Source organism: Paeniclostridium hominis, from assembly GCF_014306135.1.
In the GTDB taxonomy this organism is placed as follows: Bacteria; Bacillota; Clostridia; order Peptostreptococcales; family Peptostreptococcaceae; genus Paraclostridium; species Paraclostridium hominis.
Genome location: NZ_JACRWD010000001.1, coordinates 987,551 through 1,006,092, shown reverse-complemented (window position 1 = coordinate 1,006,092; position 18,542 = coordinate 987,551). Strand labels below are relative to the sequence as shown.

Annotated in this window: 17 protein-coding genes; 1 reads left to right on the top strand and 16 read right to left on the bottom strand. The window is 27.0% G+C overall.

The genetic code is table 11. The features are described from left to right. Positions 1–67 precede the first annotated feature (67 nt). From H8891_RS04720 to H8891_RS04655, 14 genes are all read right to left on the bottom strand, one after another. The gene (locus H8891_RS04720; RefSeq protein ID WP_187005409.1) at positions 68–574 is read right to left on the bottom strand and encodes a PaaI family thioesterase; all 507 of its coding nucleotides are present in this window, start codon (positions 572–574) and stop codon (positions 68–70) included. Between the two features lie 110 nt (positions 575–684). Continuing rightward, positions 685–1,578: a ribose ABC transporter substrate-binding protein RbsB gene (gene rbsB / locus H8891_RS04715; RefSeq protein WP_187005408.1), complete on the bottom strand. Its 894-nt coding sequence runs from the start codon at positions 1,576–1,578 to the stop codon at positions 685–687. Between the two features lie 15 nt (positions 1,579–1,593). Then, positions 1,594–2,565 (bottom strand): ribose ABC transporter permease, encoded by a 972-nt coding sequence (gene rbsC, locus H8891_RS04710; protein WP_187005407.1) that lies wholly within the window; start codon positions 2,563–2,565, stop codon positions 1,594–1,596. 2 nt (positions 2,566–2,567) lie between these two features. Then, a complete protein-coding gene (rbsA, locus tag H8891_RS04705) occupies positions 2,568–4,058 on the bottom strand; it encodes a ribose ABC transporter ATP-binding protein RbsA (protein ID WP_187005406.1) in 1,491 nt (496 codons plus the stop codon). 30 nt (positions 4,059–4,088) lie between these two features. Beyond that, the gene (gene rbsD / locus H8891_RS04700; RefSeq protein ID WP_147544531.1) at positions 4,089–4,484 is read right to left on the bottom strand and encodes a D-ribose pyranase; all 396 of its coding nucleotides are present in this window, start codon (positions 4,482–4,484) and stop codon (positions 4,089–4,091) included. A gap of 4 nt (positions 4,485–4,488) precedes the next feature. Next, complete coding sequence (rbsK, locus tag H8891_RS04695) at positions 4,489–5,397, bottom strand: ribokinase (protein ID WP_187005405.1); 909 nt, start codon at positions 5,395–5,397, stop codon at positions 4,489–4,491. Continuing rightward, a complete protein-coding gene (locus H8891_RS04690) occupies positions 5,394–6,413 on the bottom strand; it encodes a LacI family DNA-binding transcriptional regulator (protein ID WP_187005404.1) in 1,020 nt (339 codons plus the stop codon). Before H8891_RS04690 ends, rbsK begins: the two co-directional genes overlap by 4 nt. Before the next feature lie 580 nt (positions 6,414–6,993). Next, a complete protein-coding gene (locus tag H8891_RS04685; RefSeq protein WP_187005403.1) occupies positions 6,994–7,857 on the bottom strand; it encodes a protein kinase family protein in 864 nt (287 codons plus the stop codon). Between the two features lie 34 nt (positions 7,858–7,891). After that, on the bottom strand, positions 7,892–8,404 hold the full coding sequence (locus H8891_RS04680) for an AAA family ATPase (RefSeq protein WP_187005402.1): 513 nt from the start codon (positions 8,402–8,404) through the stop codon (positions 7,892–7,894). 124 nt (positions 8,405–8,528) lie between these two features. Beyond that, entirely contained in the window at positions 8,529–9,431 is a 903-nt protein-coding gene (locus H8891_RS04675; RefSeq protein WP_187005401.1) for a CPBP family intramembrane glutamic endopeptidase, read from the bottom strand. A gap of 160 nt (positions 9,432–9,591) precedes the next feature. Next, a complete protein-coding gene (nrdF, locus tag H8891_RS04670) occupies positions 9,592–10,563 on the bottom strand; it encodes a class 1b ribonucleoside-diphosphate reductase subunit beta (RefSeq protein ID WP_187005400.1) in 972 nt (323 codons plus the stop codon). 13 nt (positions 10,564–10,576) lie between these two features. Beyond that, entirely contained in the window at positions 10,577–12,676 is a 2,100-nt protein-coding gene (gene nrdE, locus H8891_RS04665; protein WP_187005399.1) for a class 1b ribonucleoside-diphosphate reductase subunit alpha, read from the bottom strand. Between the two features lie 318 nt (positions 12,677–12,994). After that, positions 12,995–14,227, bottom strand: coding sequence for a sodium/glutamate symporter (gene gltS, locus H8891_RS04660; protein WP_147544543.1), 1,233 nt, complete (start codon positions 14,225–14,227; stop codon positions 12,995–12,997). A gap of 136 nt (positions 14,228–14,363) precedes the next feature. Then, positions 14,364–15,077: a hypothetical protein gene (locus H8891_RS04655; protein ID WP_187005398.1), complete on the bottom strand. Its 714-nt coding sequence runs from the start codon at positions 15,075–15,077 to the stop codon at positions 14,364–14,366. A gap of 137 nt (positions 15,078–15,214) precedes the next feature. Here H8891_RS04655 and H8891_RS04650 point away from each other — a divergent pair, with 137 nt between their 5' ends. Further along, positions 15,215–15,895, top strand: coding sequence for a lysoplasmalogenase (locus H8891_RS04650; RefSeq protein ID WP_187005397.1), 681 nt, complete (start codon positions 15,215–15,217; stop codon positions 15,893–15,895). A gap of 50 nt (positions 15,896–15,945) precedes the next feature. Here the strand turns inward: H8891_RS04650 and H8891_RS04645 are convergent, their stop codons facing one another. Continuing rightward, complete coding sequence (locus tag H8891_RS04645) at positions 15,946–16,887, bottom strand: hypothetical protein (protein ID WP_187005396.1); 942 nt, start codon at positions 16,885–16,887, stop codon at positions 15,946–15,948. A 497-nt stretch (positions 16,888–17,384) separates the two neighbouring features. Continuing rightward, on the bottom strand, positions 17,385–18,539 hold the full coding sequence (locus tag H8891_RS04640; RefSeq protein ID WP_187005395.1) for an ABC transporter permease: 1,155 nt from the start codon (positions 18,537–18,539) through the stop codon (positions 17,385–17,387). Between the last annotated feature and the right edge of the window lie 3 nt (positions 18,540–18,542).

Genomic DNA, 18,542 nt, shown 5'->3' with positions numbered 1-18,542 from the left:
TGTAAAAATAAAAGCAATATAAAAATCTTACTCTAAAAAAATTTTATATTGCTTTTATTTAATTTAATTATAATTCTATGTAATTTAGTTCTTCTTCATCTTTAACTGATATCCATTCTTTTTCAAGAAGATTTTCATTTTCTATAATTTTATTTACTGGCATTTTCATATACTTACCAGTAGCAGTTACTGCTATTTCTCCATTTGGCAATATAATTTCTCCCGTTCCTTCAAATAACTTTCTATTTTCTTTTATTATTCTTCCTACTACTTTTATAGTACAGTCTGTTGGCACAGGCTTTTTATACTTTATATCTAAAGATACAGTAACACCCCAAATTTCATCATTTGATAAACTTATAGCTCTACCTATAGTTTCATCTAATATAGCAGCAGACATACCTCCATGCATTCTTCCTGGGTAACTTTGATGCCACTCTTTAGTATCACATATAGCTACTAATTCGTTATTTTCTAGTTCGTAAAAATTTGCTTTTAATCCCAAATCATTTTCAATCCCACAAACTAAGCAATTACTGCTGATATTTTGCTTTTTTAACACTTTGTATTTCATAGTGTTACCTCCAATCTTGTACTACTAATTCCCTAAGTATTATATCATAACAAAAATATGAATGTAATTTAAAATGGCTAAGGTTATGATAACTCACCTTAGCCATTTGTTTATTTAGTAACTAACTGTAATTCAACTGGAATAAATTTATCTACTTTTTCACCTTTTAAATATTGATTAGCTATCTTTACCGCTGTTTCTCCTATAAGTATCGGTTGTTGAGCTACAGTTGCTGCCATAGTACCTTTCTTAACTGCATCAACAGCATCATCCGTTGCATCAAATCCTACTACTAGTACATCTTTCATATTCGCATCTGCAAGTGCCTTTGATGCACCTAAAGCCATTTCATCATTTTGGGCAAATACAGCATTTATATCCCCCTTAGATTGTATAATATTTTCCATAACACTAAGACCTTTTGTTCTATCAAAATCTGCTGATTGTTTGGCTATTATATCTAAGTTACTACCTTTTACACCATCTTCAAATCCCTTACCTCTATCTCTTGTTGCTGATGAACCTGCTATTCCTTCAAGTTCCACTATATTACCTTTATTTCCTAATTTGTCTATTAAGAATTTTGCTGCCATGTCACCACCAGCTATATTATCAGAAGCTATATGAGATACTACATTTCCACCATTTGCAACTCTGTCTACAGTCATGACTGGAATATCTGAGTTGTTAGCTATCATTACTGACGCCACTGCTGAGTCTGAATCAACAGGGTTTAATAAAACTATAGATACACCTTTTACACTTATATCTTCCATATTAGATACTTCTTTTGCTGGATCGTTTTGAGAATCTAGTACTACAACCTCATAACCTAGTTTTTTTGCTTCTTTTTCAACACCTTTTTTCAAATCAACAAAGAAGGGATTATTTAATGTTGATACTATAAGCCCTATTTTCTTTGTATTATTATCTTTTTGACTACATCCTACTAGCATGAAACTTGATAAGACTATAGTCATTATTATTGAAAGAAATTTTTTCATTATTATCTTCCTTTCTTAGTTACTTTTTCTGTCTAATAATACAGCAATTAGTATAACTATACCTTTAACCATCATTTGATAGTACGATGATACATCTAATATATTAAGAGCATTACTTAGTACCCCTATTATAAGAGCACCTATTATTGTTCCACTTATCTTACCTTTTCCACCTGTAAGCTTCGTTCCTCCAAGTACTACTGCTGCTATTGCATCAAGCTCATATCCTGTACCTGCAGTAGGTTGAGCTGAGTATAATCTAGAAGTTATTATTATACCTGCTACAACTGATAATATACCACTTATAGTGTATACCCATATTTTTATTCTATCTGTATTAAGTCCTGATAACTTAGTTGCTTCTTCATTTCCACCTAGTGCGTATGTATATCTACCCATTTTAGTGTGGTTTAAAATATAATAACATGTTATAAATACTACTATTGTTATAATTACTGGCGATGGTACCTCTAATATTGTTCCTCCACCTATTTTACCAAATGCCATTGCTAATGCATTACTTCCTAAAGTTATCGGCTTTCCATCTGTAAAAACTAAAGTTATACCTCTAAGTATTGTCATTGTTGCAAGAGTTGCTATGAATGGCTGTAACTTTCCTTTAGCAATTATAAATCCATTTAAAAATCCAACTACTGCTCCAACTACTATAGCTGCAATTACTGCTACTATAATGCTTTGCCCTGATGCTAAAAGCGATGCTGCAAAAGCTCCACTAAGAGCAAGGACTGATCCAACAGAAAGATCTATTCCTCCTGTTAATATTACAAATGTCATACCGGCTGCTATTATAGCATTAACTGATGTTTGTCTAAGTATGTTTAATATGTTTCTAGTACTTAAAAACGATGGACTAAGAATCGAAACTACAACTATTAATAATAATAATCCTACTAACGACTTATACTTTATTAATAAACTCTTTAAATCTAATTGTTTATTTTTATTTTGACTTATTTTAGCTTCCATATTTAAGCCTCCTTCACTTTAACTGCATATTTTAATATACTCTCTTGAGTTGCATCTTTGATATCTAATTCTCCAGTTAATCTGCCTTGACTTAAAACTAGTATTCTATCACTTAAACCAAGTATTTCTGGCATTTCAGAAGATATCATTATTACTGCCTTACCTTGGCTTTTAAATTTATTTATAAGATCGTATATTTCTTTTTTTGCACCAACGTCAACTCCACGAGTTGGTTCGTCAAGTATAAGTACATCAGGATCAGTCATAAGAGCTTTCGCTATTGCAACTTTTTGCTGATTTCCCCCACTTAAATTTTTAATGATTTGTTCTTCACTTGGAGTTTTTATATTCATTTTCTTTATATAATCTTTAACTTGAGTATTTTCTTTAGCCTTATTTAATTTAAATAAACTAGATAAGCTATCTAATGATGATATAGTCATATTTTCTCTAACTGATAATGAAAGAATTAATCCATCGCCCTTTCTATCTTCAGATACATATGCTATCTTATTTTTAAGTCCATCTTTGGCTGACTTATTATTAACTTCTTTTCCATTAACAATGACTTTTCCATTTTCTTTTTTTATGTGTCCGTATATAGTTTTTGCAAGTTCAGTTCTTCCCGCTCCCATAAGCCCTGCAATACCTACTATTTCTCCGCTTTTTACATTAAAAGATATATTATCTACATATTTATTAGAAATATTTTTAACATCTAAAATTACATTTCCTTTTTCAACTTCATGTCTTGGGAATTGATCTGTAAGTTTTCTTCCAACCATCATTTCTATCATTTTATCTTCATCTAGATTGCATATTTCTTCACTTCCCACATATTTTCCATCTCTTAAAACTGTTATGTAATCACATACTTCAAAAATTTCCTTTAATCTATGTGATATATACACTATGGCTTTTCCTTCATTTTTTAAATCTTCTATTACATTAAATAAACTTTCTGTCTCTTTATCTGTAAGAGCATCTGTTGGTTCATCCATTATTATTATCTTTGCATCTAATGATAAAGCTTTTGCTATCTCTACCATTTGCTGTTGCCCTAAACTTAAATTTCCAACTAATTCTTTTGAACTAGTTTTTATATTTAATTTATTTAAATATTTATCAGATTCTTCATAAATCTTTTTAAAGTCTATTTTGAATCCTTTTTTAGGTTCTCTTCCTAAAAATATATTTTCACCTATAGTTAAATCTTGTATTAAATTTAACTCTTGATGTATTATTGCTATACCTTTTTCTTGTGCATCTTTAGGTCCTTTTATATCTTCTAAGTCTCCATTATAGTAGATTTGACCACCATCTTTTTTATATACACCACTTAAAACTTTCATAAGTGTTGATTTTCCTGCACCATTTTCTCCCATAAGAGCCATTACTTTTCCTTGATAAAGTTCTAAATTAACTCCATCTAGGGCTTTTACTCCAGGGAACTCTTTAACTATATTTTTCATCTGCAAAATAGGACTTTTCATATAGTGCTCCTTCCGAATTTAAAAGTTTTACTAAAATACAACTCCTGATTTTAATATTATGTTTGAATATGGAGTGCATTCTCCTGTTCTAATTACTGCGTGAGAGTCTTTAGTCATTTTCTTAAACTCTTCATGTTCTACCATTGTTACTTTTACATTTTCAAATCTATTTAATATTTCTTTATACATCTCGTTTGCAGCATCTTTTATTTCTACTGCTATTATTATTTCTTCTACACATAGTTCTTCAAGTACTGTATCTAATGTATCTAAGAAAGTTGGAACTCCATACTTTAAAGCTAAATCTATTCTTTTGACATCTTTAGGTATAGGTAAACCACAATCTCCAATAGTTAAGCTGTCTGTATGTCCCATTTGAGATATAACTGCCGATATTTCGCTATTTAATAATTTTCCTTTTTTCATATCTTTACCCCCTAAATTTATTAACTTCTTCTAATGTTGGTAGAGAACTTTGCGCGCCTTCTTTTGTAACACATAAAGCACCTACTCTTGATGCAAAATCCATAGCTGTTTCTATATCTTCATTCTTTGAAAAAGCTACTGCTAAAGCACCTGTGTAACTATCTCCTGCTGCAGTAGTGTCTACAGCTTCTACTTTGTATGATTTTTTAAACATTGATTTGTCTTTATTTATATATAAACTACCTTTAGACCCTAGAGTTACTATTAATTCTTTAACCCCTTTTTCTATCATAGTTTTAGCTGCATCTAAAATATCATCTTCATTGTTTATACTTACTCCACTTAATATTTCAAGTTCTGTTTCATTAGGTGTAAGTAAATCTACATTTTCTATTATAGAATCTTCTAACTTAACAGCAGGCGCTGGATTTAATATTGTATATTTTCCAAACTCCTTAGCTTTTTTTAATGTATATTTTATAGTATCAAGTGGTGTTTCTAATTGAACAACTACTATGTCACTTCCTTTTATAGCTTCTATATTTTTATCTATGTCATTTTTGCTGACTTTAAAGTTTGCTCCTGGTGCAACAACTATTGCATTTTCTGCATTTTTATCAACAGTTATCATAGCTACACCAGTTGGTCCATTTTCTTTATGTACATAAGTTGTATCAACATTATTATTTTTAAGTGCATCTATTAAAGTTTGTCCAAAACTATCAGTCCCAACTTTACCTATCATTGTTACATCTCCACCAAGTCTTGCCATTGCAACTGCTTGATTTGCACCTTTGCCACCCGGTACTTCCTTAAAGTCGCTTCCTATTAATGTTTGTCCTTTTTTAGGCATGTTTTCTACGTTTACTACTAAGTCCATATTTAAACTACCTATTACACATATCTTTTTCATAATCGTCCTCCCCTAAAGTTTTGAGATGTTGAACTTCTTATTACAAGTTCTGGTTTAAAAATCATTTTTTCTATATTATTAATTTCTTTATTTTCTAAGTTATTTATAAGTATACTTGCCGACTCATATCCCATATCATAGGAATTTTGTTTTATAGTTGTAAGTTGCGGCTCAATTATATTCGCAGTTTGAATATCATCAAATCCAACTATGCTTATATCTTGTGGTATTTTTATACCTCTTTCTTTTAAAGCTTTTATAGCTCCTATTGCTATTAAATCATTGGCTGCGCATATTGCAGTAAAATTTATTTCATCTAGATTTTTAACTACTTCATAGCCCGATTCAAATGAATATTCTCCTTGTATTACAAGATCTTCATTGAATTTTATATTTGATTCCTTCAAAGCTTTTTTATATCCTTTTAATCTATTTATAGATATTTCACTTTTTAATGGTCCACTTAAGTAAAGTATATCTTTATGGCTTATTCCTACTAGGTGTTTTGTTCCTAAGTAAGTTCCTTCTTCATTATCTAAACTTACTACGCCTTTAAGATTTTCTATATTTAACTCTTTATCAACTAATACAATTGGTTTTGATGATATTTTATATTCATTTGAGTTAACTTCAGTTTTAGAGGATGGTGCAAATATAATTCCATCAACCATCTTCTCTGTTAATGTGTTAAAAGCTCTTGTTTCTTTCTCTATGTTTTCATCTGTATTACAAAGTATTATATTGTAACCTTCCCTCACAGCCTTATCTTCTGCTCCCCTTGCTATATCTGTGAAAAATGGATTTCTGATATCCGGAATTATAAGCCCTATCGTTTTAGTTTTCTTTGTTACTAAGCTTTGTGCCATTTTATTAGGTACATAGTTATTTTCTCTTACGATATTAAGTATTTTTTGCCTTGTACTCTCACTAATCTTTTGGTCCTTATTATTTAATACTTTTGATACTGTAGTTTTTGATACCCCTGCTAAATTTGCTATATCTTTTATAGTTACCAATTAAATCCTCTCCCAAGTTTATTTAGTGTATTATTTTTAGGGTTACCGGTTATCCTTTTTTATAAATATACCATACTATATCCATTTAATGCAACATATTTTTATTTGTATATCATTTTGAAATCACTTTCCTAGATTATTCAACACAAAATAACAGCTATTACTATAGCATTTTCAATATTTTTGATGATTACTTAATATTTTTTCATTTTATTATTTTTTTATGATATACTTTTAACCTTATCATTTAAATATTCCTTTTCATTGGATTTTAAAAAAAGATTACCCTAAATTAGAGTAATCTTTTTTTGATATAAACTTTTCTAGAAAAAACATATTATGACCTATAGAATGTATTTGTATTTCAAAACATATACCAAATATTCTTTGTTTAAAGTTATTTCAGAACTCCCATATATTTTTTGAAGCTTTCTATGTATGCTTCTTGCTTCGAATCCAACTTTATCATATTTAAATACTCCACAATCCTCTAGGGCCTTTTTAAATATAATACCTACTTCATATCTTAAGATTTCATCTATATAAAAAGAGCTATTCTCTAATAGAGATAGCCCTCTTTTTATAGTTTAAAATAACTGTAAAAATCCGAAATAGATTTATATCGTTCTTCTCTATTTGGATTTATTGCCTTAACCACTATATGGTATAGTTCTTTAGAAGCTTCCCACTTTTCATATGAATGGTCTTTATCATCTCCAAGTATTCCAAAAATTAAAGCACCTAAATTAAATACATTAGTTTTCTCATCGATTGGTGAATTTAATATATACTCTTCAGGTGATTTAAATCTTTTTGAACCCCAAAAATCTTTTCCTATATCATTTATAGTTGGTTTTTTCCTAAAAAGATCTATATCGCATATTTTAGTTATATGATTATCAAAATCATACATAATACTTCCATCGTATAAATCTACTGCTACATATCCTAACTGTTCAACATTTAAAAGAAATTTAAATATTTCATTTATGGATTTAATTCGCTTATCTATTGGAAGTTTTTTATATCTATAGTAAGCTGATTTTGGATGTGTATACTTTGGATATTTATCAAAGTTCCAGTGTTCATGTAAATTTTCTCCTTCTATCCATTCAAATACTACTCCATATCCATTATCTGTTTCGAAGCTTTCTTTTAATTTTATTAACTGATCGCACTTAAGATCTTTATAAATATTGCTAGTTCTTTTTAAATTTTCTACAGCTGTATTTATATCTCTATCATAATTTAAAGTCTTAGCCCCAGCATATTTTATAAAAAGTTTATCAGATCCTCGCTTTACTCCAAAACATATATTCCCAGAATCTTGTTGGTCGAATACACGAAATACAGTTCCAAATTTTTTTAACCAATTAAAGTCATATTCTTCTCTCAGTTCAAAACAAACGCCATCTAATTCGTACTTAATAGTATTTTTCACCATTAATTTCCCCCTTACTTCAATCCTCTATACTTAATTAATTATTAATACTTAATATAACTTTAATTTCATCAACTATATCCTCTATACTCTTATTTGATGTATCAATTTTTATAGTATCCATCTTGTTGTATAATTCTAGTCTATCTAAACTTCTTTTTATATTATCCTCATATCTTAAACCAAGTTTAATATCTTTGTTTATTCTATTTATAAGATTTTCTTTAGAGCACATTAAAGTTATTTTATAAACATCAACACTAGAAGAATCTATTTTATTTAATATATCTTTCATTATATCCTCAGTATGTATCACCCAGTTAAATATAATATATTTAGATTTAGAATTTTTTATAAAATTATTTAGTATGTATGATATATTATCTAATACCATAAATTTATTTTCATCTGTAACTTCAAATGGGTTCATCATCCAGCAGTTATCTCCATCTAACCAAAATGAATTATCTAATTTTTTATACAATGCTTTACTTATGGTAGTTTTTCCAACTCCCATAACTCCATTTATAATGATTAACTTCTTTTCCATTAATTCTCCCCTTTAATCTATATATCTTATTTTTAATTTAATACTTAAGCTATCATAGTTATTATAAATTAATATCTATAATAAAAAAGGATTCTCCTAAAAATTAGGTAATCCTTTTTTACAATTAACAGTTATACTCTTCATTTGCAATATTCATTTTAGATATTATTTTAAAACATATAATTCCACCTACTATAATTCCTATTCCGCCTATAATTCCTATAGGCATAGGTCCTATAAATAAGTTAGGATTTTTTATGGCACTAAACATCATACCTATACCTGCAAATCCATTTACCATTGCATGCCCAATAGCTGCAGGTATGCAACTTTTAGTTTCTAAAGTTAAATATGCTAATAGTGAACCTACAAATATACAAAATATTATCATTGCCAATATTCCACCCCAAGGAGCTGTAGGATATGAAAGTCCATAGTTGTGACCCATAGCAATCATAGGAGCATGCCATATTCCCCAAATTATACCACTAATAAGAGTTGCTTTAATTGGAGAATATCTTTCTAAAAAATTTGGTAGTAAATAACCCCTCCAACCAAGTTCTTCTCCTAAACAAGGTATAAAATTTGCAATAGGAGCAATTAATATACCAGATGCCATTTGGAAAATTAACATAGATTTAATCTCACTATCACTAGGCACAGCCTGACCAAGAGTTGTTAATTGAGCTTTTGTATTATTTATCATATTGCTCATATTACCATCAAAATGTGCAGGGAATATTATAAAGTATACTATAGCCCCAAATACTATAAGTAAAATAGGTAAAAGCCATGCCATTAAATAGTACTTAATATTTTTTTTAAAATTAGGTTTTATCCATAATTCTTTAAATTTTTCCTTAGTTATTAATGTAGTTATTATAACTCCTATAGTAGGCACAAACATACACCCAGTTATTATAACTCTTGCATATGGATTTTGATATCCCCCATTAAACATCAACCCAAAAGTCATAATCCAAGTTAATAAAAAAGTTATTACAATAAAAATATTTACTTTCTTCATATTCCATCCCCCCCATAGATTCTAATTTAGGAACATATGTTATGCATAAACTATAACAGATATAAATATTACCTGCAATATATATAATTTTATAAAATATATATGATATATTGATTGCTATTTAAGTATAAATAAAAAGTACCTCGCAAAATACGAGATACTATATTATAAAATCTTCATCTTCTAGTTCTTCATATATACCCTTTTGATATCCATTGCCTTTAGTTGAAAAGAAATCATGTGATTTAGTTTCTGTGCTTAGACCATTTAATACAATAGGGTTAATCTCACTTACTTTATAATAATCCTCAAATCCTAGGTTTTCTAAAGCTCTGTTAGCATTATATTGTAAGAAATTTATAACTTCATCTATAAGTCCACTACCTTCATAAATCTTTTTAGTGTAATTTATTTCATTTTCCATAAGAGCTTCAAATATTTCATACATTTTAACTTTTAATTTAAATTTTTCATCTTCATTAAATGTATCATATATCTCTTGAGCTAAAAGACCTATATACTTACCATGGAGTGATTCATCTCTAAGTATAAGTGATATTATTTCTCCACTAGCTACCATTTTTCCTTGTCCTGCTAGATATAGTGGATAGAAAAATCCTGAGTAAAATAAAAAGCTTTCTAAAAATACACTCGTAACCATTGATAAGTATAAACTTCTTTGGTCTGTTGTATTTTCATATTGAGCTAATACTAAATCTGCTTTTCTTTGTAATGTAGGCTCACTTTCTATCCAATCAAATAATTCATCTATTTGAGTTGTAGTCAATAATGTCATAAATATAGAAGAATAACTTTTCGCATGTATTTCTTCCATAGTTCCCATAAAAGATAACACTGCTTTTCTTTGTAGATTATCAGTTAAGCTCATCATTGAAGGAACTCCGTTATTTCCTTGCTTTGTATCAAGCAGTGTAAGTCCTGCTAGTACTTTTTTATATAGTTCTTTTTCACTTTCTTTTAAATCATTCCAGGTTTTTAAATCTTTTGATACTGATATTTCTTCTGGTAGCCAAAATTGTTTTACATTTTGATCCCAAAACGCTTGCGTAAATCCATCATCTTCTTTGTTCCAGTTAACAGCTTTGTGTACTTTATTTAAATTAAATGTCATACTATTTTCCCCCTTATACTGAACACATTAGACATTCATTGTTATCTCTTGTCATTTTTGTTCTTGTGTAATACAAACTTTTTAAACCTTTTTTATATGCATATATATAATATCTTGCTATATCTCTAGTAGTTTTATCATCTGTTACAAATAGCGTCGTTGATATTCCTTGATCAACATGTTGTTGTACGGTTGCTACTACATCTATAACATTTTTCATATCCATCCTATATGCTGATTGATAATATAGCATATTTTCATTAGTTAAAAATGGCATAGGATATATTGTCGTTGAATCACCATAAGTTCTAACTTCTACAGGTTCCATAATAGGCATTATACTTGATGTTGCATTTTGAACATAACTTATGCTTTGTGTTGGTGCAATAGCTGTTAAATATGCATTATATATTCCATTTTCTTTTACTTTATTTAATAAATCAGCCCAATCTTTAGACGTTGGTATATCTATTCCTTCAAATAGTTTAGATACTTTATTGGTTTTTGGTAAATATGAATTATTATAATATTTTGAAAGTACACTACTAGCTTGTCCTTTAGCATATTCAGATTTTTCAAATCCATCAAAAGTAGTATTTTTTTCTATAGCTATTTCCATAGAAGCTTTAATCGCATAATATCTTATCATTGCAAAAAATACATTTGAAAAGTCTATAGCTTCTTCTGAAGTATATAAAATATTTTCTCTTACTAAATATCCGTGTAAGTTCATAGCCCCAAGCCCTATTGCATGAGAAGCATTATTCCCTTTTTTTATAGTAGGAACTTCTTTAATATCAGTTTTATCCGATACAAAAGATAATGCTCTTATAGCTGTATTTACTGTATTTTCAATATCTTTATTATCCATAACATTGGCTATATTTAATGAACCTAAATTACAACTTATGTCTTGCCCCCATAAGTTTTCGCCTCCATAACCTTTTATGTCTGATGGTGTTTGATATTGAAAAATCTCACAGCAAAGATTAGACATTTTAATATTTCCCACATCTTTTAAAACATGTTCCTTATTTGCAATATCAATAAATACTACATAAGGATATCCGCTTTCTTGTTGCATTTGTGCTATTTTAGTTAACATCTGTCTAGGGTTTATTTCCTTTTTTAGTATGTCTTCATCATTTTTTAACTTATCATACCAATCATCCATTTTTATATCATCTAAATGGACTTTATACTTTTTATATACTGAATGAGGATAAAAAGCATAAGCAATTTCATTTTTTTCTGCAAGTTCCATAAATTTATTAGGTATAATTGCTCCAAGTGATAAAGATGCTAATCTTATCTTTTCATCCGCATTTATCTTTTTGGTATCCATTAATATTTCAAAGTCTGGATGAAATACTGTTAAGTAAACTGCTCCTGCTCCTTGTCTTGCTCCCATTTGATTAAAATATGTGAAAGATTGTTCTAGCATTTTTGCAACACCTACTACTCCTCCAGCAGCTCCAGCTATGTCTTTTATTGGTTCTCCACTAGCTCTAAGCCTTGATAAGTTTAGAGCTACTCCTCCACCTATCTTAGATAAATGATTTGATGATGATATAGCATATGATATACCTTCTGTACTATCTTCTACTGATAGTAAAAAACAAGAAACCATTTCTCCTGCTCTTTTTCTACCTGCATTTAAAAATGTTGGTGTAGCTGGTTGAAACTCTTGTTTTATAAGTTTTTTAGATAAATTTAAAGCTAATTTTTTATCTCCATTACCTAATGCTAACGCTACAATTAGAACTTTATCATTATAATTTTCTAATATTTTTTTTCCATCATTAGTTTTTAAAGCATAGTTTTGATAAAATTTATTTGCACTCATATATGACTTAAACTTAAAGTTTTCTTTTTCTATATTGTTATAAATTTCTTTTATAAAATCTATAGAATATTTATCTATTACATCTTTTGAATAGTAGTCATTCTCTATTAAATAATTTAATCTAGTTTCTAGATTTTCAAATTTTTTCATTCTAGGATTTATATATTCTTCTAAGTAACTATTAAGAGCTTCTTTATCTTTTTCTAGTTGATATTTTCCTTGTTTATCTTTAATTATTACTTCATTATTGAGCTTAATATAATTCATTTTTTCCCACCTTTACAAAATAGATAAATAAATTCACTTTCAAAATACAATATGTAGTTATTTTTCCTTTTCCTTATACTACATATTGTATATACACCACTTTTAGAATTTTTAATCTACTATTTTTTTAAATTAATTTTTTAATTTTAATTTACTTAGCTATTTCAAGGTTTTTAGTTTTTTAAATTTTTCAAATAAATTTATTTGTTTACAAAAATCATATTTTGTATTATACTAACTTTTAGTGGGAACTTATGCTCAGACATAAGTATACGCTAGCCCATAAAAAACACCTATCTTTTGATAGGTGTTTTTTCGTTAACTAAAGAAATTTATAAATGTTACTATTGTTGGTATGGCTACTAAGTCTATTAAGAATGCCCCTACTAATGGAACTATCAAAAATGCTTTAGTTGAATTACCATATTTTGATGTTACTGAATTTATATTAGCTAATGCATTTGGCGTTGCACCTAATCCATGACCTAACATTCCTGAAACCATTATAGCTGCATCAAAGTCTTTCCCTAATACCCTAAATGCTATAAACACTCCATATAATGCTATAAATATAACTTGAGATGCTACTATTACTATCATAGGTCCTGCTAATCCTGACAGTTCCCATAATTTTATAGTCATTAACGCCATGGTTAAAAATATTCCTAAGCAAATATTACTTATTATATCAATTGAATACAAATCTAAATCAATTATTTTAAATCTATCATTTATATTTCTAAATATTACTGCTATAAACATAGCCCCAACATATCCTGGAAGCACTATTTTAGTTACAGATGAAAACCAAGTTCCAACTACACTTCCTACAGTCATACAAGATGCTATTACTGCTATTTGTACAATCATAGTATTTGAATTAAAAGAATCACTAAGTTTTATACCAGCTACGTCTTCTACTGAAACATTGTTATTAATTTCATTTTCATTTGGTGTTAATTTATATTTATCTATCAAATATCTGGATATAGGTCCACCTATAAGTCCTCCACACATTATACCAAATGTAGCAGCTGCCATACCTATTGTAATTGCGCCATTTACTCCTAAGGATTCTATCGTTGCACCAAAAGATGCTGCAGCTCCATGACCACCTTCCATAGAAACAGCCCCACACATTATACCTATTAAAGGATTTATATTTGTAATTTTAGCGCCTATAACTCCTATTAAATTTTGTGCTATTGAAAGTAATCCACATAAAATCCAATATATTATAAGTAGTTTACCTCCTTTTTTTAGCAAATTAAAGCTAGCTCCTAATCCTATTGTTGTAAAAAAAGCTATCATGAAAGGCGATTGAAGTGTTGTATCCATAGATATATTTAGCATATTAGAGGTTTTTAATATAAAAATAATAATTGCAAATAACAATCCTCCAATTACTGGTCCTGGTATGCAAAATTTTTCTAATAATTTTATTTTTCTTTTTAGAAAATTACCAAATAGTAAAAGTAAACTTCCTAATGCAACTGTAGCTATCATATCTAAATTTATATTATTTATTCCATCTATTATTTCAAATTCCATATACACTTCCCCTTTATTTTATAAATATTGAGCTTTATAAATATATACTCATCAAAATATAAAGTTAGAATCTAAAATTTATAAAATAAAAAATGCTTTGATTAACAAATTAGTCAACCAAAGCATTTTTAAATAATTATTTTTTAATTTTCATTACCAAACCTTCTATATCCATCATTCTATCGAGATAATACCATTTACATTCACTTTTAATTTTTGCATATCTATCTTTTTTATCATAATTAGAAGCTTTTTTAGTATAAAACTTATATTCTTTTTTCCCATCTTTTTTAGTTATAGTTTCATATCTTAAACTATCTAAAAATCTAGCTTCTAAGTATCCATATACTTGTACTCTTTTTATATCATAAAGATTTTTAACTAAGTATTTCTTAATAGGATGTTTTTTATCTTCTACTTCTAAGTTTAAATGTACACCTATATAGTAATTTTCTTTATTATTTGAATCAAATTCCTTTTTATCTATTATAAGTCTATTATGTATATCTTTATCTATACAAGTTTTTATACCTATTTTTTTACTTTTTAACACTTCAGGCTTAAGTCCTCTATATTTAAAGTAATTTAATACTCCACATTCTCCTATTTTTTGAGCAAATATCATCTGCTCTCCTATTTGCTTTTGTAATTTTTCATCTTTAATAGATGATGGAACTAGTTTTTTATAATCTTTAGATTCGTCTATACATTTTTTTGCATATTCTATACATTCTTTAACTTGATCATCTGTTAAACTAACAGATTTAGTTACTAGTTTATCAAATTTATGTTTTATATTAATGTTTTTTACATTTATTAAATATTTACTCTTTGCATTTATATATGTCACTTTTATTTCTCCTTAAAGTTTATTCTTAAAATTGCACACAATAATACATTACATTAAAATTATTTTATTTTCAAGAACTATGTTTATTTATGTTAACATATTTATATAGTAGTATTTTAGTTATTAGGAGGGATTTTATGACTTATTCATTAGTACTTTTAATGTTATTATCTCTAGTTATTCTTTTATATTTTACATATAAACCTCATAAAAATTTTAGAGGTATTTTTAAGACTATAACTAGTATACTCTTTGTAACTATAGCTATAAGTGGATATTTAGAAAAAAGTAGCAATTTTATTTATTTTATTTTTATTCTTTTAGGTCTTTTATTTTCTCTATTTGGAGATATATTTCTTATATTTAAAAATGAAGATAAAAATCATATAAGTAAATTTTTTATCTATGGTCTTTTAAGTTTTAGTCTAGCTCATGTATTTTTTTCACTAGGATTTATATATCTTAGTAACTTTGGCTTTGACACTATACTATTTACTTTTTTACTAGCATTTGTAGTTTTATTTATTTTAAAGTCTATAAAAAAACTTGATTTTAAAGATTCCTTTTATTATGTAGCTTTTTATTCAGTTGTAATTAGCTTTATGTTTATTCAATCTTTAAATTTATACTTTTCTAGCAACTTTTATAACCCTTATGTTATATGGATCACAATTGGTGCATTATTATTTGTTTTATCAGATTTAATATTATCATTTGACTACTTTTATAAAGATTGTCCTAAGTTTATAGCAGTTCTTAACCTTTTAATTTACTATATAGCACAATTGCTTATAGCTTTAAGTATCTTGTATATATAAAAAAAGCTTATTTGAAATAGATTATGTCTACTTCAAATAAGCTTTTTATCTTAAGACGTATGAAGTGAAATTTTTGGCTTGACTCCAACATTTAAAGATTTACAAGTCTTAGTATATAATAAACTTAAATTTGGTAAATTTTTATTCTTTAATTTATCAGTTGTAAAATCTGTAAATAATTTAAAATATAAAAATTTCCAACTACATATAAACAATAAAACTCCAACCAAATTGTCTATAAGTAGCCATTTATTATTAATTTTAATGCTATCTTCATATATCTTAGGCAAGCTTAATAAAGAGTCGTATACTTGTCTTCTTTCATAATTATTTATTGATATTTTCCCTAATTTATTTTGTATTTTCTCATCTAAACTTGCACTAGACTCCCAGTTGTAATATTTATACCCATTTACATAATATTTGATATTTCCATCATCTTTTTCTAATTGAGAATATAAATTGTCAGTTACTACTACAATCCATATCCCAATCCCTTTTGGAAGTATTTTACCATCTGCTATACCTTTTACTTTTAGATTATAAAGACCTATTTCAAAATTAGTAAATTTACTTATATTTTTCTTATATCTTTTATTATCAAATCTTGGTACTATTAATGTTTCATCGTTATTTAACTTAACCTTTCTTAAGTTTAACTTTTTTGCTACCTTATTAAATTCTGAGTTTTTTATTACATATTTTCCTTCATTATTTATATTTAATATTTCAAATGCAGTTTTATCATAATCGTATCCAGCTTTATTTAATGTATTTTCTATAACTTCTACTTGTTGTTTTTTCACGTAATTATAATTTGAAGATATATAGTTTAATACAAATGGATAATCAGCTTTTTTTACTTCCAGTTTATTAGCTAACACTATATGTAATATAATTACACATCCTAAGCTTGCCACTAAAAGAGTACTAGTTAAAAATAACAATTTTAAGTTTTCTTTTGATATATTATTTATTTTTAACATTTCCATATTTATCTGCTACCTTTCCTTTTGTTTATGTAATAATAATATATCAATTCTATTTTTTTTAGTATTTATCTAGATTACATTAAAGTTACTTTTTTGTAAGATAAAATACATAAATAAAAAAACTTCTTTAAAATATACTATAGACATTTTCTAAAGAAGTTTTTATTAACTTTTATTATTAATTAATTTTATAATTAACTATTTTCGAAAAATTCTTTAGCATATACTACCTTTCCAGATACATCTTTAAGTGCATTTTCTTCAAATTCTATTGCCATAAAGTTTGAACTTAAAACCTCAAAAGGTGCTTTTATTCCAAAGTTTAGAGCCTATTTTATTAAAAATAAATTATATCTATATCTTCTATATTTTTTCTAATATTTATATTCATATAATTTTTAATCCCTATAAAAATAAAAAAATATTACATAGAGTATTTCAGATTCAACCTACTTATGTAATATTTTTTTATTGGATTTTTTATTTATAATTTAATTTTATACAACTTGTTTTTTACCAATTCTATTAATAAAGTACAGTACTATTGGTATACTAATAATCCCTATTGTAACTATTACATTTAAATATAAAACTGGCTTTCCAAATATGTTATATGTACTTATACTTCCAAACATACTTATTGGTCCTATTAAATTTTCTATATTTAGTTCTGCGAAAATCTTAGTTAAATTATATGTTGGCATAAATCTACCTATAAATTCTGGACCTAATAACATAGCTACACTTACTGCAAAAGATATCATATTATTTTTACTTATTAATGATACTAACATAATTAATAATGTAAATAATACAGTACCTATAAAACTTACTATCAATCCATAAACATAGAAAGTTCCTATATTCATAGTATATGGAGTTCTTACATAAGATGCTAAAAAGCTCATCGGTACATCCCACCCCTTAAATCCATGCATTGCAAGTATTATCACCTGTATTCCGTTCATAATTAAAAATACAAATGTAGAAAATATCAAACCTGTTATTATCTTAGCAGTAGTTAATTTTTTTTGCCCATTTTTAGAACTTAATACTATTGATGCCGTATTACTTTGATATTCATTACTAAATATGGTACATATAGAAACAAGTATTAATATAGATATCCACATACAATTCATATTAAAATTTGTTGCCTCTCTCCATCCAAACTTAAAGTAATATTTCGGAGTTTCTTTTTTAGATACTAAGTCATGTATATATTTTAATTCTTTATATTGGTAACTATTAGTATCTCCTTCTTTTTCTAATCTTTTTAGCTCTTTTTTCATATCATCAAATTTATAAAGTTTTCCATTTATCATATATTCAGGATTGATCCATATTAAATAATCTGTCATACCAAAAGCTTTTACTTTTTCTTTGTCACTCAGCATCTTTCCATTATTATATTTTGTAAGTAAATCACCGCATTGTTTTTTAAATATATCATGTTTCTTCTCTGTTATGATTTTACCTTCATATTCTTTACCTATTTTCTGTATACTGGAGTAGCTTAATCCCTTTGACCTTATATCTAAATAGCTTGTTACTGTATTTGATAAAGACGCTACTATACATCCAACTAATAATACTAATACTATTTTTTTTGAAAAAATCTTATACAACTCAAATTTAACTAAATCTTTCATATT

Bases quoted from the DNA above. Each gene is read 5' to 3' on its own strand.
- rbsA (WP_187005406.1), bottom strand. From the start codon at position 4,058: ATGAAAAGTCCTATTTTGCAGATGAAAAATATAGTTAAAGAGTTCCCT.
- rbsB (WP_187005408.1), bottom strand. From the start codon at position 1,578: ATGAAAAAATTTCTTTCAATAATAATGACTATAGTCTTATCAAGTTTC.
- nrdF (WP_187005400.1), bottom strand. From the start codon at position 10,563: ATGACATTTAATTTAAATAAAGTACACAAAGCTGTTAACTGGAACAAA.
- rbsC (WP_187005407.1), bottom strand. From the start codon at position 2,565: ATGGAAGCTAAAATAAGTCAAAATAAAAATAAACAATTAGATTTAAAG.
- nrdE (WP_187005399.1), bottom strand. From the start codon at position 12,676: ATGAATTATATTAAGCTCAATAATGAAGTAATAATTAAAGATAAACAA.
- H8891_RS04720 (WP_187005409.1), bottom strand. From the start codon at position 574: ATGAAATACAAAGTGTTAAAAAAGCAAAATATCAGCAGTAATTGCTTA.
- gltS (WP_147544543.1), bottom strand. From the start codon at position 14,227: ATGGAATTTGAAATAATAGATGGAATAAATAATATAAATTTAGATATG.
- H8891_RS04680 (WP_187005402.1), bottom strand. From the start codon at position 8,404: ATGGAAAAGAAGTTAATCATTATAAATGGAGTTATGGGAGTTGGAAAA.
- H8891_RS04685 (WP_187005403.1), bottom strand. From the start codon at position 7,857: ATGGTGAAAAATACTATTAAGTACGAATTAGATGGCGTTTGTTTTGAA.
- H8891_RS04675 (WP_187005401.1), bottom strand. From the start codon at position 9,431: ATGAAGAAAGTAAATATTTTTATTGTAATAACTTTTTTATTAACTTGG.
- H8891_RS04640 (WP_187005395.1), bottom strand. From the start codon at position 18,539: ATGAAAGATTTAGTTAAATTTGAGTTGTATAAGATTTTTTCAAAAAAA.
- rbsK (WP_187005405.1), bottom strand. From the start codon at position 5,397: ATGAAAAAGATATGTGTAATAGGTAGTTTAAATATGGACTTAGTAGTA.
- H8891_RS04645 (WP_187005396.1), bottom strand. From the start codon at position 16,887: ATGGAAATGTTAAAAATAAATAATATATCAAAAGAAAACTTAAAATTG.
- rbsD (WP_147544531.1), bottom strand. From the start codon at position 4,484: ATGAAAAAAGGAAAATTATTAAATAGCGAAATATCGGCAGTTATATCT.
- H8891_RS04650 (WP_187005397.1), top strand. From the start codon at position 15,215: ATGACTTATTCATTAGTACTTTTAATGTTATTATCTCTAGTTATTCTT.